The 24,553-nt window shown below is 50.0% G+C and carries 20 protein-coding genes, 6 pseudogenes and 1 riboswitch; of the genes and pseudogenes, 8 read left to right on the forward strand and 18 right to left on the reverse strand.

Annotated elements, in window-relative coordinates; translation table 11 throughout:
- Positions 1 to 318 precede the first annotated feature (318 nt).
- The 5 genes from PSTEL_RS20705 to PSTEL_RS20725 form a co-directional block, all read right to left on the reverse strand.
- A complete protein-coding gene (locus PSTEL_RS20705; protein ID WP_038698280.1) occupies positions 319 to 1,539 on the reverse strand; it encodes an ABC transporter permease in 1,221 nt (406 codons plus the stop codon).
- 1 nt (position 1,540) lies between these two features.
- On the reverse strand, positions 1,541 to 2,287 hold the full coding sequence (locus PSTEL_RS20710; RefSeq protein WP_038698281.1) for an ABC transporter ATP-binding protein: 747 nt from the start codon (positions 2,285 to 2,287) through the stop codon (positions 1,541 to 1,543).
- The gene (locus tag PSTEL_RS20715) at positions 2,284 to 3,747 is read right to left on the reverse strand and encodes a DEAD/DEAH box helicase (protein ID WP_038698284.1); all 1,464 of its coding nucleotides are present in this window, start codon (positions 3,745 to 3,747) and stop codon (positions 2,284 to 2,286) included. Before PSTEL_RS20715 ends, PSTEL_RS20710 begins: the two co-directional genes overlap by 4 nt.
- A 100-nt stretch (positions 3,748 to 3,847) precedes the next feature.
- Positions 3,848 to 4,624, reverse strand: a complete 777-nt coding sequence (locus PSTEL_RS20720; protein WP_038698285.1) for an SDR family NAD(P)-dependent oxidoreductase — start codon at positions 4,622 to 4,624, stop codon at positions 3,848 to 3,850.
- Positions 4,625 to 4,675: 51 nt separating this feature from the next.
- On the reverse strand, positions 4,676 to 5,134 hold the full coding sequence (locus PSTEL_RS20725) for a chemotaxis protein CheX (RefSeq protein ID WP_038698287.1): 459 nt from the start codon (positions 5,132 to 5,134) through the stop codon (positions 4,676 to 4,678).
- Between the two features lie 253 nt (positions 5,135 to 5,387).
- Between PSTEL_RS20725 and PSTEL_RS20730 the strand changes: the two genes are divergently transcribed.
- Together PSTEL_RS20730 and PSTEL_RS20735 are read left to right on the forward strand one after the other, a co-directional pair.
- The gene (locus PSTEL_RS20730; RefSeq protein ID WP_038698289.1) at positions 5,388 to 6,293 is read left to right on the forward strand and encodes a LysR family transcriptional regulator; all 906 of its coding nucleotides are present in this window, start codon (positions 5,388 to 5,390) and stop codon (positions 6,291 to 6,293) included.
- A 45-nt stretch (positions 6,294 to 6,338) separates the two neighbouring features.
- Positions 6,339 to 7,148, forward strand: a complete 810-nt coding sequence (locus PSTEL_RS20735) for a histidinol-phosphatase (protein WP_038698291.1) — start codon at positions 6,339 to 6,341, stop codon at positions 7,146 to 7,148.
- A gap of 130 nt (positions 7,149 to 7,278) precedes the next feature.
- On the opposite strand, the gene PSTEL_RS28595 is transcribed toward PSTEL_RS20735, so the two are convergent.
- Positions 7,279 to 7,779, reverse strand: coding sequence for a phosphotransferase (locus PSTEL_RS28595; RefSeq protein ID WP_245624997.1), 501 nt, complete (start codon positions 7,777 to 7,779; stop codon positions 7,279 to 7,281).
- Between the two features lie 603 nt (positions 7,780 to 8,382).
- Entirely contained in the window at positions 8,383 to 8,835 is a 453-nt protein-coding gene (locus tag PSTEL_RS20745; protein ID WP_038698293.1) for a VOC family protein, read from the reverse strand.
- 171 nt (positions 8,836 to 9,006) lie between these two features.
- On the opposite strand from PSTEL_RS20745, the gene PSTEL_RS20750 reads away from it, so the two are divergent.
- The gene (locus PSTEL_RS20750; RefSeq protein WP_052098755.1) at positions 9,007 to 10,719 is read left to right on the forward strand and encodes an ABC1 kinase family protein; all 1,713 of its coding nucleotides are present in this window, start codon (positions 9,007 to 9,009) and stop codon (positions 10,717 to 10,719) included.
- A 495-nt stretch (positions 10,720 to 11,214) separates the two neighbouring features.
- Here PSTEL_RS20750 and PSTEL_RS20755 read toward each other — a convergent pair whose 3' ends face one another.
- On the reverse strand, positions 11,215 to 11,616 hold the full coding sequence (locus tag PSTEL_RS20755; RefSeq protein WP_038698295.1) for a winged helix-turn-helix transcriptional regulator: 402 nt from the start codon (positions 11,614 to 11,616) through the stop codon (positions 11,215 to 11,217).
- Between the two features lie 121 nt (positions 11,617 to 11,737).
- Here PSTEL_RS20755 and PSTEL_RS20760 point away from each other — a divergent pair.
- Positions 11,738 to 12,352: pseudogene (locus tag PSTEL_RS20760) on the forward strand (nitroreductase); the annotation flags it as partial.
- A gap of 127 nt (positions 12,353 to 12,479) precedes the next feature.
- On the opposite strand, the gene PSTEL_RS20765 reads toward PSTEL_RS20760, so the two are convergent.
- From PSTEL_RS20765 to PSTEL_RS20780, 4 genes and pseudogenes are all read right to left on the reverse strand, one after another.
- Positions 12,480 to 13,691: a macrolide family glycosyltransferase gene (locus PSTEL_RS20765; RefSeq protein ID WP_038698300.1), complete on the reverse strand. Its 1,212-nt coding sequence runs from the start codon at positions 13,689 to 13,691 to the stop codon at positions 12,480 to 12,482.
- 6 nt (positions 13,692 to 13,697) lie between these two features.
- Positions 13,698 to 14,864, reverse strand: coding sequence for a phosphoribosylaminoimidazolecarboxamide formyltransferase (locus PSTEL_RS20770; protein ID WP_038698302.1), 1,167 nt, complete (start codon positions 14,862 to 14,864; stop codon positions 13,698 to 13,700).
- 399 nt (positions 14,865 to 15,263) lie between these two features.
- The gene (locus tag PSTEL_RS20775; protein WP_038692930.1) at positions 15,264 to 16,559 is read right to left on the reverse strand and encodes an IS110 family RNA-guided transposase; all 1,296 of its coding nucleotides are present in this window, start codon (positions 16,557 to 16,559) and stop codon (positions 15,264 to 15,266) included.
- 142 nt (positions 16,560 to 16,701) lie between these two features.
- Positions 16,702 to 16,783, reverse strand: a riboswitch (ZMP/ZTP riboswitch).
- Positions 16,784 to 16,896: 113 nt separating this feature from the next.
- Positions 16,897 to 17,251, reverse strand: a pseudogene (locus tag PSTEL_RS20780) (VOC family protein).
- 29 nt (positions 17,252 to 17,280) lie between these two features.
- Between PSTEL_RS20780 and PSTEL_RS20785 the strand changes: the two are divergent.
- A pseudogene (locus PSTEL_RS20785) lies at positions 17,281 to 17,598 on the forward strand (helix-turn-helix transcriptional regulator); the annotation flags it as partial.
- A gap of 142 nt (positions 17,599 to 17,740) precedes the next feature.
- On the opposite strand, the gene PSTEL_RS20790 reads toward PSTEL_RS20785, so the two are convergent.
- The gene (locus tag PSTEL_RS20790) at positions 17,741 to 18,934 is read right to left on the reverse strand and encodes a transposase (RefSeq protein WP_038694187.1); all 1,194 of its coding nucleotides are present in this window, start codon (positions 18,932 to 18,934) and stop codon (positions 17,741 to 17,743) included.
- A gap of 126 nt (positions 18,935 to 19,060) precedes the next feature.
- Between PSTEL_RS20790 and PSTEL_RS27225 the strand changes: the two are divergent.
- Positions 19,061 to 19,516 (forward strand): annotated as a pseudogene (locus tag PSTEL_RS27225) (WYL domain-containing protein); the annotation flags it as partial.
- A gap of 8 nt (positions 19,517 to 19,524) precedes the next feature.
- On the opposite strand, the gene PSTEL_RS20795 reads toward PSTEL_RS27225, so the two are convergent.
- Positions 19,525 to 20,133 carry a transglutaminase-like domain-containing protein gene (locus PSTEL_RS20795; protein WP_038698305.1) on the reverse strand — a complete coding sequence of 203 codons (609 nt, stop codon included), beginning with the start codon at positions 20,131 to 20,133 and terminating at the stop codon, positions 19,525 to 19,527.
- Positions 20,134 to 20,268: 135 nt separating this feature from the next.
- On the opposite strand from PSTEL_RS20795, the pseudogene PSTEL_RS28745 reads away from it, so the two are divergent.
- Both PSTEL_RS28745 and PSTEL_RS20800 read left to right on the forward strand, forming a co-directional pair.
- Positions 20,269 to 20,376: pseudogene (locus PSTEL_RS28745) on the forward strand (MerR family DNA-binding transcriptional regulator); the annotation flags it as partial.
- A 5-nt stretch (positions 20,377 to 20,381) separates the two neighbouring features.
- A complete protein-coding gene (locus PSTEL_RS20800) occupies positions 20,382 to 20,801 on the forward strand; it encodes a GGDEF domain-containing protein (RefSeq protein WP_425415284.1) in 420 nt (139 codons plus the stop codon).
- Between the two features lie 116 nt (positions 20,802 to 20,917).
- Here the strand turns inward: PSTEL_RS20800 and PSTEL_RS20805 are convergent, their stop codons facing one another.
- From PSTEL_RS20805 to PSTEL_RS28995, 4 genes and pseudogenes are all read right to left on the reverse strand, one after another.
- On the reverse strand, positions 20,918 to 21,883 hold the full coding sequence (locus PSTEL_RS20805; protein ID WP_038698309.1) for an MBL fold metallo-hydrolase: 966 nt from the start codon (positions 21,881 to 21,883) through the stop codon (positions 20,918 to 20,920).
- Positions 21,884 to 22,441: 558 nt separating this feature from the next.
- Positions 22,442 to 23,377 carry a metallophosphoesterase gene (locus PSTEL_RS20810; RefSeq protein WP_038698311.1) on the reverse strand — a complete coding sequence of 312 codons (936 nt, stop codon included), beginning with the start codon at positions 23,375 to 23,377 and terminating at the stop codon, positions 22,442 to 22,444.
- 65 nt (positions 23,378 to 23,442) lie between these two features.
- Positions 23,443 to 24,168, reverse strand: coding sequence for an ion channel (locus PSTEL_RS20815; RefSeq protein WP_156995925.1), 726 nt, complete (start codon positions 24,166 to 24,168; stop codon positions 23,443 to 23,445).
- A gap of 229 nt (positions 24,169 to 24,397) precedes the next feature.
- A pseudogene (locus PSTEL_RS28995) lies at positions 24,398 to 24,538 on the reverse strand (hypothetical protein); the annotation flags it as partial.
- Positions 24,539 to 24,553 lie beyond the last annotated feature (15 nt).

Here is a 24,553-nt window from a genome sequence, read left to right on the forward strand (position 1 = left end):
TATGATTCGACAATCCGTATTATATACATAAATCCGCGCGGTCGAACAGACGGATAAAGTTCTGCCGATGAAAGGCCGTCCGGGGTCTAGCTCAAAAAAGGCCTCTTTCCGCCCGGATTCGGGTGAAAGAAGCCTTTATGAAAGTTCTGCTAAAGCATGGGACAGCCTGCGCGGATCGTGTCGGAAGGCCAGACCCGTAAGTCAAACCCGTCCCATCTTGATGGCCGGTTCGGCGGTGTTTACGCCACCCCACGCCTGACACTCCACATCACCAGCCCGGGACCAGCCACTCTACACCACCGGCCCAGGACCGGACGCCTACAGCTCGTCATCCTCCGGATTCCGCAGCTTCCGGTCCAGCCGCGAGCGGCTGAACAGAACCATCACAAGCCCTGCGGCGAGCGTCAGCAGGGAACGCAGCAGCAGATCCGTTCCCGCTGCGGCGAGAGGCAGCCAGAGAACGAGCGCGAAGACGAGCTGCAGCCGGAAGACGAATGCGACCGTGCTGCGGCTCCGGCTGTTCCCCGGCAGCGGATATACCGACAGCCAGAACGACTCCCCGTGAAGCTTAGACAAGGCTGAAAGCTGAATGCCGATGATGAACAGGAAGAACAGATACAGGGCGTTCGCCAATAGACCGCTCCGGGTCCAGCCGATCAGCAGCAGACCGAGGACGCCGATCCGCAGCACGATGCTTAAAATATCTCCCCGGGCGAAGCTCTTGGTCAGCAGATAGCGATATGCGCTGTCTTTGCTCCAAGGCAAGCTGCTTCCCCACCGGGACAGCCAGCTCCGCGCATAGACCCGCTGCTGGCGGCCCGGCACCTCGACGAACCATCCCAGCACCATAATCGCTCTCCCGCTCTGCGATTTCTCCAGCGCGATCAGCCGCTCCCAAGGGACGGCATGCCGCGCAGGAATCGCCAGCGAAGCTAAGTACGCAGCGGACAACAGGAAGGAGAAGCCGAGTCCCTTGTGAAGCGGCTGCCACAGCCAAGCTGCGGCAATCAGCCCGCCGACGCCCCAGCGCAGCAGCCGGTATCCCGCCGTCGCCGCTCTGGACGTCATTTTCAACTCCCGCCAGCAGCCGTATGAGGCCAGAAGCTTGACGCCAAGCAATACAAGCAGGGTAGCATGCAGCGATTTGGGCACATCTTCGGTGCGTATGTACAAAGGCCACAGCAATATCACCACGGCCGCGAGCCGAATGGTCTTCCACACGATCCCCCTGATCCAGGCGGGACGGAAATACTCCGCCATCCGGTGCTCCTGGGGCAGCAGAAAGATGGAGTCCGCCGGCTGAAGGTAAGTGCGGAAGCTGCTGTGCACTGCGGCGGGTACAAGAATGACCAGCATAATCCAGCGGATGGGAATACCCGCCGGAAGATCGCGCAGCAGCGCGGTGTACCAGGCGGAGAAGGCGATCAGGATGAACATAAGCACGAACGCCACGCCGCTCTGGATGATGTAGCCGACATAAGGAAGAATAGCCCCGGCAGCCCGGTGCCGGCGGTCTCCCTGAAGCTGGCGGAGATCCATGCTATTTCCCTCCCTGCACCAGATCGTAAAACAGCTGCTCCAGCGGCAGACCCGGTCTGCCGGCGGCTCTTCCGATATCGGCCAGCGTTCCCTCGGCGATTACCTTGCCCTGATGCAGCACGATGAACCGGTCGCAATAATTCTCGATGGTGGACAGAATATGAGAGCTGAGCAGAATGGATGACCCGGAATTCCGGATCTCCAGCATGAAATCGAGCAGCGAGCGGATGCCAAGCGGATCAAGTCCCAGAAAAGGCTCATCGATGACATATAGCGCGGGGCTCGCCACGAACGCGCACATGATCATCACCTTCTGCTTCATCCCTTTGGACAAATGCCCGGACAGCGTATCCATCTTGTCTTCCATCCGGAACAGCTCGGCGAGCCGCTTGCTGCGCGCTTCATAGTCAGCGCGGTTCACGCCGTATGACCTCGCCGTGAACTCCACATGTTCCCGGACGGTCATTTCCTCATACAGAAGCGGGGATTCCGGGACAAAGGACAGGGCGCCATGATACACCTCCGGGTCCTGCTCCCGCTTCTTCCCCTGAACGGCGATTTCGCCTTTATGGGGCGTCATCAGGCCGAGGATATGCTTCATCGTCGTGCTCTTGCCTGCCCCGTTCAGGCCGATCAGCCCGACCATCTCCCCCGGCTGTACCCGAAGGGAAATATCGTGCAGCACCGGCTTGTTCAGGCTGTAGCCGCCGGTCAGTCCGGATATCTGAAGGACGGGGGCTTCGTTCATTGGCCGTCACCTCCCGACCGTTTGTCCTTCAGCCATTTCGGCGCACCCTTGTTCTTGCGGTTGCGCTCGCGCTCCGCGCTCCGGGCCGCCTTGCCCGGCGCCGGAGCAGCCTTGGCCCCGCGCCCGCCCGGGGCCGTTCTCGCACCGGGCGCCGCATTTCCGGCGCCCGGCTCCCGCCGCTGGCCGCCGGCTTCGCGTCCGGCCGGCCGTGCCGATGCGCCGCCGGTTCCGGCGGCGGCGCGGGAAGAGATGCCGGCGGTGCGGACCGCCGGCCCCGCGCTGCGCGGCTTGCCGGGGCGTGGCCCGGCGCCGCCGCGCAGCTCCTCCGGCGGCAGAATCTTGCCGCCGTACAGCGCCCGCTCGGCGACCTCAATGCCGAGCTCGCGGGCAAACTTGCGCATGATGAACGTCTGCTGCGCCGTGACGATCGACATCGACAGGCCGCTGCGTCCCATGCGGCCTGTGCGGCCCGCGCGATGCACATAATGCTCCGCGTCGAAGGCCGGATCGAAGCTCACGACGAGGGTGAGGTTCTCGATGTCCAGCCCCCGCGCCGCCACGTCGCTCGCTACCAGCACACGGAACTTGCCCTCGCGGAAACGGCCCAGCACGGTGCTGCGCGTCACCTTGTCGGCGTCGCCATACAGCGCACCGGCGGTAATCCCGAGGTAGTTCAGCTTCGCTTCGACCTCGGCGATCACCTCCGCCGTATTGGCGAATACAATAGCCCGAGGCGCATTGTAGTGCCGCAGCACCCGCCGCAGCACATCGACCTTGTCCCGCTCCTCGGAGACAATATAGAGATGCTCCAGCGTCCGTGCGGTCTTCGCTTCCGGGTCGATGCCGATCTCGGCCGGGTCTCTCATGACCTTGGCCGACAGCGCCCGCGTCTCCGGTCCGACGGTGGCCGACAGCATCGCCAGCTGCCGGCTGCGCAGGGCGCTCGCGATAATCTTCTCGGCTTCGCCCGCTCCGCCGACCTTGAAGAGCTGGTCGGCCTCGTCGATCACGATGGTGCTCACCTCGTGCATCTTCAGCTTACGCAGCCCGATCAGCTCCAGCACGCGGCCTGGCGTTCCGACGACCAGCTGCGGATGCTCCCGCAACCGTTCGATCTGCCGGCCGATCGCCGCGCCGCCGATCAATCCCATCGTGCGGATGCCCCGGCCTTCGCCGTATCGCTCCGCCTCGCGTACAATCTGCATCGCCAGCTCCTGCGTGGGCGCAAGCACCAGCTTCTGCACCGCCCGGCGATCCGAATCGATCCCCTGAAGAAGGGGCAGGAGATAGGCCAGCGTCTTGCCCGTGCCGGTCTGGGATACCGCCAGCACGTCACGGCCTTCGAGCAGGAGCGGAATGGTCTCGGCCTGCACGTCGGATGGCTCGGTAATGCCGAACTCCGACAGCCTGGCCGCCAGATCCTCCTGGATGCCGATTGCCGCAAAAGAAGCTTTATTCATAGGGATATTCATCCTTTTCACAGTAGTTATTCCTTCATTATATGCCAAAAAGGCCTATCCACCAAATGGAAGGCCTGATGCCTGATGAGAAGTCCGATGTCTATTTCCGGTTCAGCATATTGTAGGTCAGTCTGTCGGCCAGGCGCGGAGCCAGGCCGTACAGGCGGATGCCGATAGCCGCCAGGAGGGGGAGGTCCAATTCCTCCTTGCCTTTCTCCATCAGCTTGATGATCTTTTCGGACACATACTGGGCGGGCATCATGAAGCTGCCCACGTTCTTCACATAGCTGCCCGAAGGGTCGGCAACCTTGAAGAAATTCGTCTCAATCGGTCCCGGGTTGACTGAGGAGATGACAATTCCGCTATGGCGCAGCTCCTGTCTCAGCGCATTGGTAAATCCGATCACCGCGTGCTTCGATGCACTATAGGCCGCGGAACGCGAAGTGCCGATCTTGCCGGCCATCGAAGCAACGTTGACAATATGACCGCTGCGGCACTCCAGCATATGCGGTACGACCGCCTTCGTGCAGCGGACAACGCCCATATAATTGACATTCATCATGTCGTCAAATTCCTGTACCGGCATATCGGTGAAATCCTCAAACTTGCCGTAACCGGCATTGTTAAGCAGGATATCGATTGTGCCGTACGTCTCGTAAATCTTCGCGAACGTGATCTCCACATCGCGGGATTGGCTGACATCACAGACATGGAGGCCGTAAGGCCCCGGTATTCCGGCCGCCACCTCTTGCAGCTTCTCCTCCGAACGCGCCAGAAGAACCGGAATGGCTCCCCGGCTGCCGAGCAGCTGCGCTGTAAGCGCCCCGATGCCGCTGGAAGCGCCGGTAATGACTGCGATCTTCCCTTTAAGCTCCATTGCGAGCTTTCAGCTCCTGTCTCTTATAGGATGATATTCCTATCAACCATATTAAGAGATCATCACCTGAATATCCAGTTCGCCGATGCCGTCCATCAGCAAGGGAATGCTTAGCGCCTTGCGCGGGAGGAAAGCCACCAGATTCTCCGACTTCATCACCTGCGGCGGCGTAATATCCACAGCCACTCCCTGGCTGGAGAGAATGGTGCTTGCGTTGCCGCTGATCATGTTCCCAAGCTCGGATATGGCGCTCTGCCCCATTTCATCCATTTCGGCAATCGGATAGCCGCCCATCATTGCAGACACCATGCGCAGCGCCACTTGTTCCGCAATGCCGAAGACGATATCACCGCTAAGCTGCCCTGTCATCCCGACTTTAATCCATATATGATTATCGATCAGCTCAATCTCTTTAATTCCCAGATTCCCGGTAGACGGCGACACTTGAATCACCTGTTCAATAACGACACGCGCAGATTCCAAAAATGGATTTATGACTTCCGCCTTCATACTAGTGCTGTGTCCCCCTTTTCCGGTTTGATTCCATGTTACCAAAGTCCCATGTCCAATAAACCATATTATATCTCATTTATCGGCAAAATTCACCAAAAATTAAGGCCTCTGGTCATAATTAATTTGCGGGGTGAGCGGTGTCATTGCCCTGATCTTCGTAATCTCCTATAATTTAATCAAATGCCGACATATGGCGTAAGATATATACATAAATACAGGTCAACACAGGTTGGCAAAAGGGGGCATCCGCATGAACATCAGCCAACTGGAGACGCTAATCATGATTTCAAAGACGATGAGCTTCCGCAAGGCGGGAGAGCTGCTGAATCTGACCCAGCCTGCGGTCTCCGCGCAGATCAAAAGCCTTGAGGAAGAGTTCAAGACCCAACTGGTCGATCGAAACCAGCCGGTTACGCTGACGGATAAAGGCAAGGTGTTCCTTGCGCATGCGGAGCAAATCGTTAACATTGTCGATGACCTCAAGCACAGGCTCGCCGATCTGGACGAAACACCACAGGGGCATATTATACTCGGTACGACAACATCCATCGCCATACAGATTCTGCCGCGCATTCTTTCCTATTTCCAGGACCAATTTCCTCTTATCAAGACATCGATTCAGTCCATGTCCTCCACGCAGATCTATCAGCATGTCGAGAACGGCCTTGTCGACGTAGGCATCGGGTATCTGATCGGCGACAGCCCGGGAATGACAACCTCGGTTCTGTATTACGACACCTTCGAGCTTGTCGTCTCTCCGAGACATCCGCTGGCGGCGCAGCCCGGCATGGCCAGAGTCGAAGTGCTCGGCCAGACGCCGCTTATTCTGCTCTCTCCCGACACCGTGGGCCGCATGTTCGCCGAGGAGGTCTTTGCAAAACACGGCATCCAGAGCCATGTGATCATGGAGCTGACGAGCAGCGAGGAGGTCAAGCGGATGGTGGAGCTTGATCTGGGGGCAGGTATCATCTCCAAGCAGTCGGTGGCTGAGGAAGTCCGCGCCGGAACGCTCAAGATCATCCCGATCATGGAGCTTGAAGTAACGCATCCCGTTGGAGTCATAACCAAATCGGGCAAATATGTAGGCTCGGCGATGCGGCAGTTCCTGAGCGACTTGAAGGGAATGCCGGAGACACATTTTATCGGTTCGGAATAACGTGCTGACAGTCAACCCATTCTGGCCAAAAGGAGATGCATAAATATGAAATTTGACCTGCACACCCATCATTTCCGCTGCGGCCACGCTGATGGAAACATCCGGGATTATATTGAAGCCGGCATCCAAAACGGACTTAAAGTCATAGGCATTTCGGATCACACGCCGTACTTCGGACATCCGGAAGACCGTGCTTTTCCCCATATTGCCATGGCGAAATCGGAATTCGCGAATTATGTGGAAGAGGTCTTGTCGCTGAAGAAGGAATATGACGGGGTTATCGACGTTCTGCTTGGCATTGAATCCGACTTTTTCCCCGAGCATGTGGAAGCCTACCGCCAGGTATTGAACTCCTATCCGTTCGATTATATTATCGGGTCGGTGCACAGCACGGGCGGGGTCAGCATTTTCAACAAGAACCGTTGGAAGCATCTCGGGGCCAAGGAACAAATCGCCGTCAAGACCGAATACTACCGCCTGATCGGGGAGTCCGCCCGCAGCGGCATGTTCCAGATTCTGGGCCATATCGACGCGATGAAGGGCAACTATCCCGGCTTCTCCGACATCCCCGCCCCCGGTCCGCTGGACGAATGCCTGAAGATCATCGGCGACTCCGGTGTCGCCATCGAAATCAACACATCCGGCAAAACGAAGCTCAGCGGCGGATGGTATCCGTCCGACGATATTTTGGAGCGGGCGCTGCGGTACGGCGTGCCGGTTACCTTCGGCTCGGATGCGCACAAGCCTTCCCGCGTCGGGGATGAGCTTGAGCAGGTTGCCGCAAGGCTTAAGGAAATCGGCTTCACCTCCTGGGTGTATTTTAAAGAACAGAGACAGATCGAAGTCCCCCTGTAGGCATGTCGTTCCTGGAAAAAATCAAACAGCGACAGACCAGGGCGGGGTGTCCAGGGCTGCCGCTGTTTTCATTCAGTAATCTAGAGACAGAAACCGCTCCGAATGAATTTGTTCTCTAAAATTGGCGATCTTAGCCGCCAAACGGCTCTTCACTAGAGTAAATCTCATGGAAAAATCCCATGTACAAGATATCTTCTTCCAGACATTTTATAAGATACGACAGCTCCTCGTTACACTCAGACTCTTCCCAATTGTTGCCCATATCCTCGAATCTGCCTAATATATTTTCCATAAGATTGACTTGGATAAATAACGGCAACTTATCCAGCATCGAGTCTTCGAGATTGGTCTCGGATCTGTATCCCGCGAGGACTATCTCAAAATAATCATCCATGAACTTTCTGCGTTTACTAGCGTCTGGTTCAAATTGTATCCAGCCCACGCCGTTTCCCCAGATACTGGCCAAGTCAAACATATACCAACCGAAACATGAGTTATCGAAATCATATACAGTTATTTGTCCGGTATCAAAATCTATCGAATAATTCCCATCATTGTAATCGAAATGGATCATACCAAAAGTCTCCAGGCTCATATCCAATCCTTGTAAGGTATCAAGGAGTTCTACCATCTTTCTCCTTAAGCAAAGGCAAGGAACACGGTATCAGTTTATCAATATATTCGGCATTGTATTTGTCAAAAAAGCTAAATCGGCGATGGACAGGCGTATACCCTTTCGATATTTGGTGCAGTCTCCCCAGGGTTTTGCCGCAATTATAATAATATTCGGTAATTGGAACTCCCTCTCGGTACCGATAATTATTTTCTACAAGCATTTTCCCCTTAGCCTTTTCAAACAGGCAGACAAATAAGATGTGGTCGTTGTGGGTGATCTCCTCCAGCAGATTCCCCTTTCGGGAGCTGATAATATTTGAGACACACATCGGTTAGGTGGATTCCAAATAACAGTTCGGGATGGTTTGATGCCAGGTATCTTGTAACGCCAGACCCAATTTCCCCGCCTGCGGCAGCAAATTTATTGAATATGAAAGCGTTTAATAGGCATTGTGTTCCCCCCCTTGTTATATCGCTATTATATCCCTCGCATTTGTCCGGTACACTGGTGTTAATGAAGTATTTAACTATACGATTTGATAGGTGATTGCTATGCCGCAGGATTATGGTAGCGATATTACGAAGCGAATAACGATGAAGACCCTAACACATGCTTTACTTATTTATTTCCGAGTTGTTCCGCTAAACCGATTAACAGTCCTTCGGTTCCACGAATGTAGCAGAGCCGGTACGAGTCCTCGTACTGAACCACTTCGCCGACGAGCTGAGCACCGTGCTTAGTGAGTCTGGATACCATTTCATCAATGTCTTCAACAGTGAACATCACACGCAGATAACCGAGAGCGTTCACAGGAGCAGTCCGGTGATCTGATATCGTAGGCGGGTTAACAAATCGCGAAAGTTCAAGCCGGCTGTGGCCATCCGGGGTAACCATCATAGCAATCTCTACGTTCTGAGAACCCAGTCCGGTTACGCGACCAGCCCATTCACCTTCAACAATGGCCCGCCCTTCGAGCTTCAAACCAATCTCCTCAAAGAAAGAAATTGCGTCATTCAGGGATTCTACAACGATGCCGACATTGTCCATTCTTAGTAGTTTATTCTCGGCCATAGGTTCCTCTCCTTATGTGCACTTTATACGTTAACAATTCGGAGTTCCGATATGATATCCTGCTGATTCCTATGCATGAAAAATGAGCTTCCTTGAAAATATGATTAGTATGAAATAACATACTATTGTGCAGATTGTACATCATAAGGAGAGATTAAGGATGCAGCAAGGATGAGTGAATTCTTTCAATTGATGAAGGATGTCAGATTCAGAAGAACTATGCGAATGATTTTTAAGTTTGCTTGGGATTTCTGGTGGCTGGGCAGGCAAAAGCACTTTATTCCGAGACGGCGCTTGGAAGCCAGAACAAAAGCATTATATCGAAAACAGGCAGCTTATTTTACGAAGACTGCAATGGATATGGGCGGATTAATTATCAAGCTGGGTCAGCATGTGAGTGCGCAAGTGGATATTTTGCCGAAGGAAGTCATTGATGAATTGTCCAAGCTGCAGGATTCTGTAGCGTCAGTGGATTTTACCGAGATCAAACATAGGCTGGAGAGTGAGCTCAGCGCAACCATTGACGAGATTTTTGCTGAGTTTAGTCCGACTCCTATCGCTGCGGCTTCCTTAGGACAGGTACATCGGGCGACCTTGCGAACAGGTGAAGAAGTCGCAGTGAAAGTGATGCGTCCTGGAGTCGAGGATATTATCGCCATTGATTGGAAATCCATACAAGTTGCTATTCGATTATTGAAACGCCAGACGAAGATTGCAGACTTCATGGACCTCGATGCCGTGTATGATGAGTTCTACGAAACCGTTATGGCAGAGCTCGATTATCAAAAAGAGGGACGAAATGCCGAAGACTTTCAGATGCAGTTGATCCATCGGGATGATATCGTTGTTCCAGGCATTCATTGGTCCTATACAACTTCAAAAGTTTTAACCATGGAGTTTTTAGAAGGTGCAAAAATCAACGATTTTGCTAAGCTTGATGCTTGGGGTGTTGATCGGACTAAATTAGCGAAGTCATTGATGGAAATATTTATAGAGCAGATTCTGGTGGAAGGTTTCTTTCATGCAGACCCGCACCCGGGAAATGTCCTCGTGCAGCCTGACGGCACAATAGCATTAATCGATTTTGGGATGGTCGGACGAATTGCAGATGATATGAAGGCGCAGATGATAGCACTTGTAATGGCTGTGTATTTAAAGGATGCTCACGGCGCAATTGATGCCCTTAATCGTTTAAGATTTTTAAGACGGAATGTAGACTTAGAGGTGTTTTCAAGGAATCTTACGTTATTATTCGAACAACTTAACGGTGATACGTTTGACTTGAGTTTTGTGACGTCAGGTGACAATTCAGAAGAGTTACGCCATTTCCTCTATTCTCAGCCCTTTCAGTTACCTGCAAACACCACATTTTTGGGAAAAGCAATGATAACAGTTTATGGACTTTGTCTAGGACTGGACCCTGAGCTTGATTTGATTGGGACCGCTAAGCCTTACGTCGAAGAGGTTATGCGTGGCGATCTGCGAGGAAGTGCTGTTTCCACCGTTGTCAATGAAGGCAAGAATCTTCTAAAAGGAATCATTCCTACGACAAAGAAGTTTATTTCTGTAGTCGATAAAATGGATAGCGGAAATTTGCGGGTAAAGTTATCGAGCTCCTTTGAGAAAAAATTAATAGATACGCAAAATAAGAATACAGGACGGATTGTTGCCACAATCATTGGAGCGGTATTGTTCCTGACTGCTGCAAACCTGTGGAATGAAGTAAATCATATCGTTTCTTATGTGCTCGGCACCCTGGGGCTGCTCATTATGCTCGGCCAACTCAAAGCGAGAGAAAGCCGCCGTGAAGCAAGACATGCCAGACAGATGCAGGCTATGCGTGAACAGAGCAGATTAGAAAAGTCGAAGTTTAAATCCCGTTGATGTGTCATTCGATTCGAGAGTCGGAGGCTTATACTCCCATATCAATGTCATTTTGACTTAATCTTATCGTCAGAATGCAAAACGCCAAGCATGGCAATGTCCGATACTGAATGTGTGATCAGATACGCTTTCATATCCTTATTAATTTTGTAGGGGAGTTTTGCTGTTTTAAATAATTTGGCGAGGTTTTCTACACCTTATCCTTTTCATCAATTTTACGCACAACTATTCCTTAACGCCATACTTAATTGAGTTTCACCTGTCAACCTCTCTTTCTTTATTTCGTCTTTGGCTCCAGCGACAAAAGGATTTATCGTCAGAAGAATTTTTCAAGTTAGTGCACAACCTATATACAAATGGGATAACGCCCTATTCTAATAATTGAATCTACCATTCAAACCCAATCATTGTGTTGCACAACAAAAAAGCTCGCATAGGCTTGTTTACACTTTGTTTTCCATAGAGAGTGACCTACCCTGCTCCTATAGTCCAACATTACGCTTCACCCGCAGGTGCGGAGCCGCCCGGCTTCTCCGGTTCGCTGCATTTCGCCTTGACGCTGTAGATTGCCTGCTTATTGCGCTCTCCCCATTCCTTCATCGCAATAATGATTGGCCCGAGCGATTGGCCGAATTCGGTCAAGGAATAATCGACACGCGGCGGGATCTGTCTATATATCTCACGGTGAACGATGCCGTACTCCTCCAGTTCGCGGAGCTGCAGCGTAAGCATGCGCTGAGTGACCTCCGGCTGCAGCCGGCGGAGTTCATTATATCTTTTGGTCCCGGACAGCAAATGATACAGGATTACCCCCTTCCATTTACCGCCAATGACCTCCAGCGTGACGCTGACGGGGCATCCGGAATATGGCTGATTGTCCACCTCTGCGAATGTCATGATACTGCTCCCCTTTCCATTAGGCACAAAATGGTTCCTATACAACATAAATGTGCGTACTTGCTAGAACGTTAGGTAAAGATTACACTCCTCCCATACCCTAAATCAACGCCGCTTTGACCCTAATCGCCCCATTCCCGACAAGTTGCTTCGCGAACTGCTCGAAGATGCGCTTCGTTCTCCATCCTGGTCCAATACCCAGCCATGGGAGGTGTACGTAGTGACCGGTGCTGCTCTGGAGCGGCTTCGTAAGTCCTATCTGGAAACACATGACCGGTCTGAACCCTACGCCCCGGAGGTCCCTATGCCGCAGACATGGCCGGAGGACTTGCAGGACCGCAGCCGCCGCAACAGCATCCGTCTGTTCGAGAACGTCGGCATTGCCCGCGAGGATCAGGAAGCGAGAGCAGCCAACTGGCGGAATAATTTCCAGTTCTTCAATGCTCCGGCGTTGGCCATTCTGTGCCAGGACCGTACACTGACAGAATGGTCAATCATGGATCTGGGCACCTTCGGGGGCTATCTCATGCTGTCGGCGGAGCAGCACGGCATTCAGTCTGTGCCTGCCTTCAGCTCTGTCGCTTATCCGAAGCTGCTGCGTGCAGAGCTGGATATTCCCGAGCATCTCCTAATCCGCACCGGCATCCTGCTCGGTTACGCGGAGGAAGATCATCCTTATAACCGGCATGTGTCGGAACGCGAGCCGCTCGAACATCTGGTGCATTTTAAACAATAAGGTTCGTGGTTCAGTCAGTGAAAAAGTATGTTCTGGAGCAGCAGCCAATACGGCTTTAGGTATATAAAAACTCCATTTTGTTTGTTCAAAATGGAGTTGCCCTGTTAAAGTTGATTGTGCGGAGTCCCTAACGACTCATAAATTCAAAAATCTCCTCAACAGCTTGATGATACCCGCCTGCTTCCCGAAGGGATTTCCCTATATTGGTTACAGCTTCCTTGAAAGATGGGCGGCTTAACACATGATCCACAGCATCACGCAGCTCTTCTACAGTCAAGCCTTGCATTTGCAATTTAAGGCCTGCTCCGGCTTTGGCCACTTGCTCCGCAATAATCGGCTGATCCGCGCTTTGCGGGATTACAATTAACGGAACCCCGTAATAAAGACCTTCATGGGTACTATTCATTCCGCCATGTGTTATAAACAATTTGGCATATTGCAGTACATCCGTCTGAGGAACGTATTGGTCTACGATGAAGTTCCCAGGTATTTTTCCCAAATCAGAAATTCGGACTCTGTCCCCGATAGCCATGACAATCGTATGCTCCGAGTTCCCAAATGCTTCGAAACAGAGCTTGTAGAAATCACTCGCCTGGTTAAAGACTGTGCCTAGCGAGATGTAAATTGGGTGGGTTCCCTTGATTGCAGTAAAGTCGAAGTGTGCTTGCGTTAACCGTGCAGTGATGGATGGACCTACAAATTTATAAGTCGTGTCAAAAGCTTCGCCGGAAGGTTGTAACTCCCTTGTTGTATAGACGATGGTAAGCGGTGCAGGATTACAAAATACTTCGTAAGGAGAGTGAATCTCCGCACCGTATTTTTCCTTGATGATGACCGTCAGGGTTTGAAATTTATCGTTAATTGGTTTCATGATTTCGGCAGGGGCATCTGTGAGAGATTGCGCCATTATGGTGTCGAATGATTCTTCGGTCTGGGCAAAAGAAGTGCAAGAGCTGATCGCAGGAAGCTTCAGAATTTGGGCAAGCATACGTCCACAGCCGAACATGGAATCATGGATGATATAATCAAAATGCTCTCCCTGGATTTGTTCAAGAACACTGGGGATAACGATATCTGCCGTAAGCAGAAGACCGCTGACTCTTTGGAGCAAATAATTCCGTCCGCCTGATATAAAAGCCTGGATAAACTTTTGACCATCAAAAGTCCGTACCGAAGCTCCCGTCTTCTCCATACGCTCCCGGAACGCTTCTATGCAAAAGTACACGACCTCTTCCCCACGCGACACAAGCTCCTGCACAACTCCAATCGTTGGATTGATATGTCCCTCTGATCCGCCATTAATAAATATAGAACGCGCGCCATTTCTGTCACTCCTCACGCAAATTTAATGATGGAACAATCGGATACCCGAACAGGCCATTACCATGCCATATTCGTTCGCAGCCTCAATGACTTGTTTATCACGCAAAGAACTGCCAGTTTGAACCACATATTTAACGCCGCTTTGGGCGGATCGATCGATATTATCGCGGAAAGGGAGAAAAGCATCGGAAGCATAGGACACTTCTTTTAAGCCGGCAAGCCACTTCTGTTTCTCGGATTTAGTCAACCGTTCAGGTACCGCATTAAAATAATGCCGCCACTGCATCTCTTCGGCTGATGTAAAATCTTCATTCGTCCATCCGTCTATTGCATTATTCATTTCGGTACGCGATATCCCTGCCCGGAAATCCATTCGACTTACGATTGGGTGCTGTCTGAGCCACCAATTGTCTGCCTTTCCTGCTGCAAGCCGCGTACAATGAATTCGTGACTGCTGCCCTGCGCCAATCCCGATCGTCTGACCGCCTGACGCAAAACAAACGGAGTTGGACTGCGTGTATTTGAGCGTAATAAGAGCAATAAGGAGATCCCTCTTCGCGTTGTCTGGGATGACTTGCTCTGTTGTTACAATGTTCTGCAGGACCGCCCCCGAAATCTCCGCATCGTTTCGCTCTTGCTCCATTGTGATGCCGAATACGGACCTTCTTTCAATCTTTTCGGGTATATAATCCGCATCCATTTCCAGTATAAGGTACTTTCCGTTCTTTTTCTTTTTGAGAAGCTCCAATGCATCCTCGTCATATCCTGGCGCGATAATGAGATCCGAGACCTCTTTTTTGAGTAAATGGGCCACGGTCACATCAACCCGATCACTGAATGCCGCACAGTCGCCAAATGATGACATTCGATCCCCCCCTCTTGCTCTTGCGTAAGCAATAGCCAAAGGGGACAGTTTCATATCCTCCACAAAATAAGATTTGACAAGCGAGTCGCTCAACGGGGAATAGACAGCAGCACCGGCCGGGCTGACATGCTTGAACGAAGCTGCCGACGGTTGGCCGATACTTCGTCTAAGCTCTCGAACAAGCTGGAAAGCATTTAAGGCATCCAGAAAGTTAATGTAGCTGGCTTCACCGTTCAAAATTTGGATTGGCAAGCTCCCATTGGTGTAAAGTTGTGCGTGCTGTTGGTGGGGGTTCATTCCATACCTTAAACTAATTACGCTCATCTATATCCCTCCCACTATAAATTAATAAAATCTCTTGTTTACTCACTCTTTCTCGGATTTTCACTCATTGACAGATCGAGAGATGGAGAAGTCATGTAAGGATGACATTATTTTCTGGAGGAGCCGGTGGCGGGAATAGAGGTCGGGGGATTATTTCCAACCCTTAGATAATTCCTCTGATCGCACCTTGGATATCCACACCTTCTTTTGACGGCTTACCCTCCCATGTCACGCTGGGTCTTAGCCCTTACATTCCTTCGTTCTGCCTCTCAAAAGGTGGACGCCGTTTCTTGCTCCTTTACAGGGTCGTTGCCCTTATGGAATAATTCCTACGGCTGCTCCGTGCTTCCGTTGTCTTGGCTCATTCCGGTCCGGCGGTAAACATGAATTCGGTTTGGCTTAAGCTGCCATCTGTAACTGAGCCTGACGCACCGGCCCTAACACGTCGTTTGCGTTGTACGGAACCTGCTTGGTTCCGAGCGTATGAAGCACGCGAATGAGCTTCCCACACAAGGCTACAAGGGATTGCTTTTTCTTGAGCGGATTTTGACTTCGCTTGGTGAAATACTGGTGCAGTGCCTTAAACTCGGCGTTCTTTGCCACCATGGGCATCACCGCCCGGAACAGCAGCGCCCTTAGGCGTGCGCGTCCACGTTTAGTAATACTGGATTTGCCCTTTTTCTTTCCCGAACTGTTCTCCTTGAGGTTTAGTCCGGCGAGCCGAATAATCTGCTGTCCATGCTCGTAACCGCTCAGATCCCCGACTTCGGCGAGAAACCCTGCCAACGTAACTACGGCTACGCCCGGAACGGTAAGCATCTCTTTCGTTCCCGGAATTTGAGCAAGGAGACGTTCCACCTCGGCCAGAATCTCTTCGAGTTGTCTGGCGAACATCTCATACTGCTCCAGAAGCGTCTTGATCTCCACTTTCGCTCCGGGAAGTCCTTCCGTAAGCCCGATGGAACGCCTCGCCGTTTCCATGAGGTGCAGCGCTCGTTTCGCCCCTACGGCTCGTTTTACGTCTTTTTTCCACCGCTGGACAATGGCCTCTGTGCCCATCTCTACGATTTCTCCTGGCGTTGGAAACTCGCTAAGCGTAATGCGTGATGCCTTGCCTTCCCAGTCTTTGAAGACCTGCGTGTACTCCGGAAAAAAGCGGTCCAGCCAGTTCTGCACCCGTCTTTGCACCTGCCCGAAGTTCACCATGATCTTCTCCCGAAGATTCATGAGAATCCGCAGGTCGGCGTAAACGCTCGTTGGCAGTTTGGGCTCGCTGTACTTCCCGTTTCGCACCAAATCGGCAATGACCTTGGCATCTTTATAGTCATTTTTCGTGGGTGAATTGTCTTCCAGTTCTTTGCTTTTGTGTACGTGATGCGGATTCACAATGACCAAAGGAATGCCCTGCCGCCCTAAATATTCCGCCAGCGTAAACCAGTAGTGTCCGGTGGGCTCAATACCGAAGAGGACGTCACTCTTGGCATGCTCCTGCTGAAGCTCCTTCATCCACTGAACCAGTTGCTCGAGTCCGGCACGGGTATTAGAGAACACACAATCCTTACCCAGTTCGATCCCTCGAAAGTCTATGGCGCGAGCCACATGGGTATCTTTGGCGATATCTGCGCCGACCACGAGGGTATTTTCGGAAATTCGGGTGATTCGTTGATTCTGTTTCTTCGATTGTTTATACTTCATGATAGAGTGCCTCCTATGCTGAAATTGTTCTTTGGTCGGAACGTTTCCCAGTATACAGAAGGCGCTTTTTTCATTCAAACCTCAGATTAATTCATTACAGGAATGGCTCCGTAAATAAATAAAAGTACCTGATAATAATCAGATACTTTGCCCAGGCGTACGGCGGATAATAATATGTGCTCCCCCGTGGTTTGTCCACGTTTACGCCAGTCACACATACCAAATATTTACTTATAGTAGTCCCAAAATCTCGAAAAATCAAGCAGGAAACGGCCATAATCGTTCCATTGACCATACATTCGATGGCCTTCACTTGCAAGACCATTTTTAGAATGAGTTACTGTTTGTTGGATATTACATTATCGAGAAACTGATCTGCATCGCTATTGAATTTCCAGTTAATTGAAAATTTATCAACCAGCATTCCAAAGCAGGTTATTCCCTTTGACCAGCTCACCTGTTACCGCCTTCATTGAAGGCAAAATGTCCGACATCATGATTTTCCCGCCTGCGAATTCTATGGAAGACTCCATGATCATATTCAACTCATTTTCCGGCATTGGGTAGTCTGGATTTTGCGGGATATCCCCGAATTTCACTTTTTTTACTTCAATTGCGTTTAAAGCCTCCGAGTAAAATTCAATCACTTGTTCTGCAATTCCATCAAAGTTTAAATAGGCAATAGCTGACATAAGGCATACCCTCCTTCTTGTTAGAAAATGAATTCGCGCAATTATTTAACGTTTCCAAAAGAACAATTCTTCGCGATATGGAAACCTTGAGTTTATCCAACATCCCGATCTATTCGGTCAATGGAGTTCATGGCGGCTACGGCATTATGGATGAATACAAGGTTGATAAACGTCTGTTAAGCAGCTCCGACTTGGAGAATATATTGACTGCGCTCGGCGGATTGGAACAAATCCTGATTAGCGAAGAAGTTGAAATAACGATCAAAAAAATAGAAGCCATGGTTAGCCCATTGACTCCTAAAGGTTCAATTCAACTGTCTTTTTATGATTGGGAGGGTCGGTCTGAATTTCATTTGATTATTTAGATGAGCATTTTGCATAATTCATATTTTGATTTAAAGTCAAAGTTAGGTTACAACGAAATCTCAGTGTTGTGAGAGTGGAGTGAAAAATAGACAGACGGACAGAATTTCAATGAATCGGAAGTTTTTAAGCGGCGTTCTGTACTCGTTGCTTCGCAATGGCAAGCGCAGAGGCAAGTAACACAATCGCATTTAAATATTGGTGAGTTGTCACTTTTTGAATCCCCCAGACGTGAAGCTGGTCTGCAGTTAAATAGGTCTTCATTCGAGAATTGCAGCGTTCTACACTGGTTCGTTTATTGTAAAGTTCCTTCCAGCCTCGGCTTTCCCGATGCGGTAGCGCATAACGCCGGAGATCCGTTTGACTGTTGATTTTAACCACCATTCCATAATTGGAGGACGAACAAGCGGCCATGCCCAAAGGACAATCCACTTGACCTGTCGCATGTGGACAACGGAATTTTAAATGCACCTTTTCCTGTCCCCAATACGTCATGGGAAATCCCATCGAACAACAGGGCGTGCCTTTGCGGGTAATCCCCGCTGGCGGTTCCTTTTCATTCCGTGGATTCAGCGGAATAATGGCTTGCGCCTTGACGTTCCGGGCGGCCTCGTAGTTTTTTATTTGGTCGTAGCCCGCATCCAGCATGAAGAATTTCACTTTAGATTTCGCAGCGACAGTCGTCATGAGTGCAGGCCCTTCGTCTCCGTCGTTCACATGGGCAGAGGTCACCTTGAGCGCCATGGGAAGTTCACTTTTGGCATCGACGGCCAGATGCAACTTATAGCCAAACCACTTGACTTTGTTGCCAAAGGTGTCAAACTTGGCACCCCAGTTGGCATTGCCGGTGAGTTCACTTTTTCGCTTGGGTTCCTTTTTCTCGTAAGCGTGAATAGCGGCGCTGTCGATAGCGACATGAGTTCCGTCGATGATTCCAGCTTCTTGGCACTGAGTCACAAGATCCTCAAACAACTGCTTGGCAAGGCCTTTGCCAGTCAACTCGGCAAAGACTCGACTTAATGTAGAAATCGAAGGAGCGGGGATATCCAGTCGAAGCCCACATTGGTAACGGAAACGGAGGTCAAACTTTAGTCTGCGCGCTAGGCCGGTGAACGTATCGATATTCTCTAAAGGAGCTGCGAGTAGCGCGCGAAGAATGCCTTGACGACAGTGTCCGTCTGCTCCTCGGGGTGAGGGATTTCTCAATTCTCTTGCGTAAGGTCGCAGGTCCAAAGCGCTGAAAAAGATGGGCAATCGCTCTTTCGATTCGATTTTTTGAAGCTCTTCAAAGGAAAATAGACTTTCTTGGAGAATATACATAGTGACTTCACTCCCTTGGGTTTTCTCGTTTGGTCACTTGAAAACTTCTCCAAGTTGGGGTGAAGTCCTTTTTTATGCTCAAAATTGCTTTGTGTAACAAGGGCTTAGATTAATGCAAAATGCTCAGATAAAAATGGCACTGCGACGAAAAGAACGGTCGAGCCCTATCAGCTTCATTTTAGCGAAACGAGTTGGTATCTGAAGGGATTCTGTTTAGAGCGCATGGGATATAGAACGTTTAAACTATCCCGGATCGATCATCTTAATATGAATGAACAAAAGTTTAGCCCTAGAGATGATCTGTTGAAGCAAGAGCAGGAAGCAAGTTATCAACCGGAGCTAGTCGCTGTCAAGGCGTTGATTTCACCTGGCATCAAAGATCAATTCATTGAAAGGTACGGTCGAAAAAGTATTGAATCCTATAGCTCTGAACTTTTCTTGGCAACAATCTGTGTTCCTCAAAACAGTATTGGATTTCAATTCTTAGCAAGTTTCGGTACAAATCTAGAAATCGTAGAGCCTAAATCATATGTTGAAGAATTTCGAAGTTATTTACTTCAAATGGTGAATCGTTCCCGATAGCTTAATCTTCACAACTGGTCGGGTAGACCATGAAGATACATATTTATGCAGTTAGAGTTGGTTTTTAACGCTTCGATGGTCTTAACATTCGGAGACTTATATATGGTCAAATAGTCAGCCTCGTCATAATCTTTTCGGATCGGAAAGGCAAGTCTTTCTTCATTCAATGAAAACTCTGCGTGGATTCCAGGTTTATTGCCTCGTGCATCCAAACGGATCCACGTTCTCAATTCCTGTATATAAACAGCGTTTAATGCGTGAATACAATATCCCGTATCTGGAGTGTCCCCGATCGTAAGTCGTTGATAACAGAATCCAGATGGTATGCCTGCTCTTCGCAACATTGCACACAAAAGGTTCGCTTTTGCATAACAAATGCCTTCATTATGAATCAATGTTTCCGATGCGGAACAAGTAATTCTAGAACTCTGGATATCCCAAGAATGGTCAATCTGATCTCTGACATATTCATACGACTGTTTAATAAAATCCACTTGATCTTGTGATGATGCTGCCAATTTGGAAGTCAATTCAGCAATCAGGAGGTGATCATAATCGACCTCTGCTGTCATGGTCAAGTAATCGTCAACGACTTGCGATTCACAGATAAGATTCATTATTTTATCCACCTTTAAACAATAACGGGAATTTTTCGGTTCTCTATTCGGGAGTATTGACTTTCCTGCTGTGGTAAGGTTTATGCTTTACGAAAGAAATTCCGGCCGGAATAACTTGCGAAAGGGTGTCTTCGTTTGAAAATTGGAGAGTTCGCAGAATTGAATTGTGTTACTACAAAGATGCTCCGACACTACGATGAGATTGGGTTGCTTAAGCCCGCGGCAATTGATCCCTGGACAGGCTATCGATCCTATACATCAGAGCAATCCCATCTTTTGAATTGGATTATGATTTTGAACGCATCGAGATTACCTCAGCACTTAATGAACAGATCCCGGTTTTTCGGTTTGACATCAGCCACTTCAAACAAGTTAATGACGATTACGGCTTCGAAGCAGGAGATAACGTTATTGTCGCTTGTTATAAAATGATTGAATCCAACGTTAAAAAGTATATAAATCATGCAACCATTGGCCGTGCGCATGGTGATGAATTTATTATATTTGCCAAAGCGAGCAAAGACGTGACCAACCAAACCGCTCAAAGTATCATCAACGCTATGAAAAGTTTTGATTTTGCCACGATCGGCTGTCCGAAACAAATGGGATGCTATATCGGAGGTCTAGTCGGACAGTTCAAAAATAGCACAAATATTCGAAAAAAATAATCGAGGATTCTATAGAAGTTATTGACCGCGCAAGGCGAAATGGATCCAACTCGTTCACCATTGAATCATACCGTGTCTAGAAACAATCTATACCGATGCATGGAATGCCGACTTCCTTAATCCTCTAACTTAGTGATCATGTCATACACTTTACTCAAATTCGTCTTAAAGTATGTAGTAAAGTACCAGCTACGATACAATTCCGGTACTTCAATCTCATCAATGCTGTTCTTACTTTGAACGGCTTCTGTCACGATTGCCATAATATCGGTTATATATCCCTTCACTTCGTGAAGTTCTTGCAAAGAGCATACTTCGCCATGTCCCGGTACGATCGTTTCTACATCCAGCAGTTCGATCTGCTCCAAAATATTCAGCCATTCCTGAGGATTTGCATATGTCAAAACCGGGTGATGTTTGGAGAGCACCAGATCCCCTATTACGACAATTTTGTCTTCCGGGATGTACACAATTGCATCACTTTGCGTGTGTCCCCCGCCAAATGTAATGAGTTGAATGCTACGATTACTGCCATGTATGGTCATCTGCTGATCAAAAGTTATTGTCGGCAGCGAATGTACTAGATTGGGGAGCATCTTCATAAACTCACGGTCACTAGCATTTTCCCATGCCATTTCCCTTTTTAACTTTTCATCCGTCTCTTGTTGTATTTGCTCTTTAAATTCTTCGATAGCCTGATACAATTGCTCCGTGTTTTCCCGATATTGGGCTAACCTGTCTCTGGCAAAAGTATTCATAATCTCACGAGTAGTTGATGTTGAAATAATATGAGCCGCTGGTAAAAACACTTGATTTCCAGAGGTATGATCACTATGCCAATGCGTGTTGATTACATAGGATACAGGGTTTCCCGTGAGGTACTCTGCGGCAGCTTTCAAATCCTCTGCAGCCTGTATTGTCGAGAATGTATCTACGACAAGAGTTGTATCGCCTAGATCAATGATTGCTGCATTCCCCAAAGAACCGGTACCTGGAACCGCAATCGCTGCAATTACACGATCAGCGATATAATTAAGCCGAAAATGATCGGAGCCTCTAAATGATTCGATCCTATTTTTCATAGTAATCTCTCCCTCCCAACATGGGAATATACTATACTCCAAATCTATGCGGCAGACAATAATATTTTCCCAAAAAATGTAGACTGTATAAGCTGAACCTATCAAGGATGCAAAGCTAATTTACAAACCCTTGTGAAGCAAGGAGAACGGCATTGCGCAATTGCAGGCTAATTGCTAATTCCACTCGCTGCTGCACTCCTCTCCCCCGAAGACGCAAAAGACTCTTTTCCAGAGCGTCATCAGGCAGATTCACTTCGGCGTACCGAAGGACATGCGAAGCATTGAACTGGAATTCAACCCGCAAGAGCTTTTCTTCAAAAACTTGCCCCTATTTGTGATACGGTTCACCATACCACAAATAAACGATTCTCCGCATTAGCTTCTCGCCTTCTGACCGTCAGCAGTTTTATCCAGAACCTGCTGCTTAAATAAAGAGCCCTACCCCCAAAGGACAAAAAAATGGACCCGATATTCTCGGGTCCCAAGCCATCTATATTTCAAAGGGGGTCATGCGTCTATTGTAACCTGTCAGTATTAGAGTTAGGTGACGGGTTTATTTCATTTGTGTAACAGTGTGAACACCGTTATTTCCGGCCGGCACATGAAGCGAAAAGGCATGTATGTCTCGCCGAAGCCCCGGCTGACATACAGCTTCATCTGCTGCGTCCCCACCGTGTAGAGACCGCTGACATACTTGGTCGCTCCCTTCGGAACAAACAGCGGTCCCGCAATAGGAAGACGAATCTGCCCCCCGTGGCTGTGTCCCGACAACTGAAGCTGGATGGAGTACTCCTGCACCTGATCCGCATAATCCGGTTCATGCATCAAGAGCAGGGTGAACGTTCCGGGCGGAATCCCTCCGAGCGCCGCTTTGGGGTCAGGTCCGGGGACGCCGATCAGCACATCCTCCATCCCTGCAATTGCAATGGATGCATCCCCCTTTGTCACAAGCACATGCCGGTTGCGAAGCACCGTGAACCCCGCCTGCTCCAGAAATCCAATCAGCTTCTCGGCATTCTTGTAATCATGGTTGCCCAGTATGGCGAATTTCCCGAGCGGAGGCTTCAGCTCTGCGAAGAGCGGGACGGACTCCTCCAGATCCTCGGAATAGCTGTCGACGATATCGCCGCTCAATACAACCATATCCGGGTTGGCCGCCTGAATATGCGGAATCAGTCTCTTCACATCTCCCGCATCCTTGTTGAATCCGAGATGCACGTCGCTGAGATGAACGAGCTTCATCCCGGAAAAAGCGGCGGGCAGCTCCTTCCAGCTAAGAGTCAGCCGGGTTGTTTCGAGCCAGCGGGGTTCTCCCTGCCAGCTGTACCCGCCGGTAAGAAGCCCCACCCCCACAACGGTGGCCGCGCCCCGGGCTAGAAACTGGCGGCGGGTTATCCGGCGTTTGCCAGCACCTGTTGAATCCGCCGAGACAGGCGATTTGCCCCCTCCTTCCGGAACCGGGGATAGGGGAAGGTTGGAATTCGGTTCAGTCATTGGGGCAAGCCTCCTTTCAAAGCAACATCCGGATTGAATCTGGAACAGTACGGATTCTGATTTGTTCAGCGGCGTTTGGTGCCGCCTTCTTTTTCAACTAACACATCATCCACCGCTTCGTCCGCTTCTTCTTCTACTTCCTCTTCCAGGTCGACTTCCACCTCCGCCTTGATCTCCTCTTCCGTCTGGGGGCCGAGTATTTTGCGGAACAGACCCAGCATCGACAGGGCATACGCTACCGTAATGAAGCTGAAGCTGATCTGCATAATGACCACGAGCCTTGCGGTATTGTCCACCGGGGATATATCCCCGTACCCGACGGTCGTGAACGTGGCGACGCTGAAGTAGAGGAATGTGATCAACTGGGTCGGCAGGTCCTGCCCGATTCCATCGCCGTGGAAGGAAGACTGGCCGAATAGCTTGTAAATCGAGGTGTAGACGATTGTGAAGAACAGGATGCAGATTACCGTCGCTCCGCTGATCCGGAGCAGCGTCGACTGCATGGTCACTTCCTTGCTGTTCGATTCCTTGATTTCATGAAAAATAAATATCAGATAAAAAATGACTGATGCCAGGCAGAACAGCACGATCAGGGCCCGCATGCCCCGGCTTCCCGTTACCAGAGTATCCAGGCTGATCAGATTCAGCAAATCCTCCACGGAGAACAGCACGTAGATGAGCAGCGGAACAAGAAGAACACCTTTGCTTACCCACCGCACCTTTACCCGGTAAAAAAACAAAGCCAGTGACACGACAAGCACCGTGTTCAGAGTCCACATCCATCCGTCCATGTCGTTCGCTCCAGTCCTTGCCAGCCCTGATTCAGGCGTACTAGTTGGTCCGGTTTAGCGGTCTATCTGTTACTCGTTATCCCCGTTACTCCGTTATGGTAATCGTAACCGGTGTCACCGGCGTATCGGCATAGGCCGCCGCAAGTCCACGGGATTTAGCTTCACGGATCGGGACCCGCCGCAGCGGCAGCATAATCTCGAAGGCTTCGGTGAATGGAAACGGACCTAGCAGAAGCTCCGTCCCCCGCCACTCGGCGGCAACCGTCCGTCCTCCGGTACAACCAAAATCTTTGGCGGATGGAAAGCCCTCCCTGAACCAGGGATGGAAATCCTCCTTCGGCGTGCCGGGCTCATGCAAGGAGAGGAACAACGACAGATCGTCGCA

It is taken from the genome of Paenibacillus stellifer, assembly GCF_000758685.1.
GTDB classification, from domain to species: domain Bacteria; phylum Bacillota; class Bacilli; order Paenibacillales; family Paenibacillaceae; genus Paenibacillus_AQ; species Paenibacillus_AQ stellifer.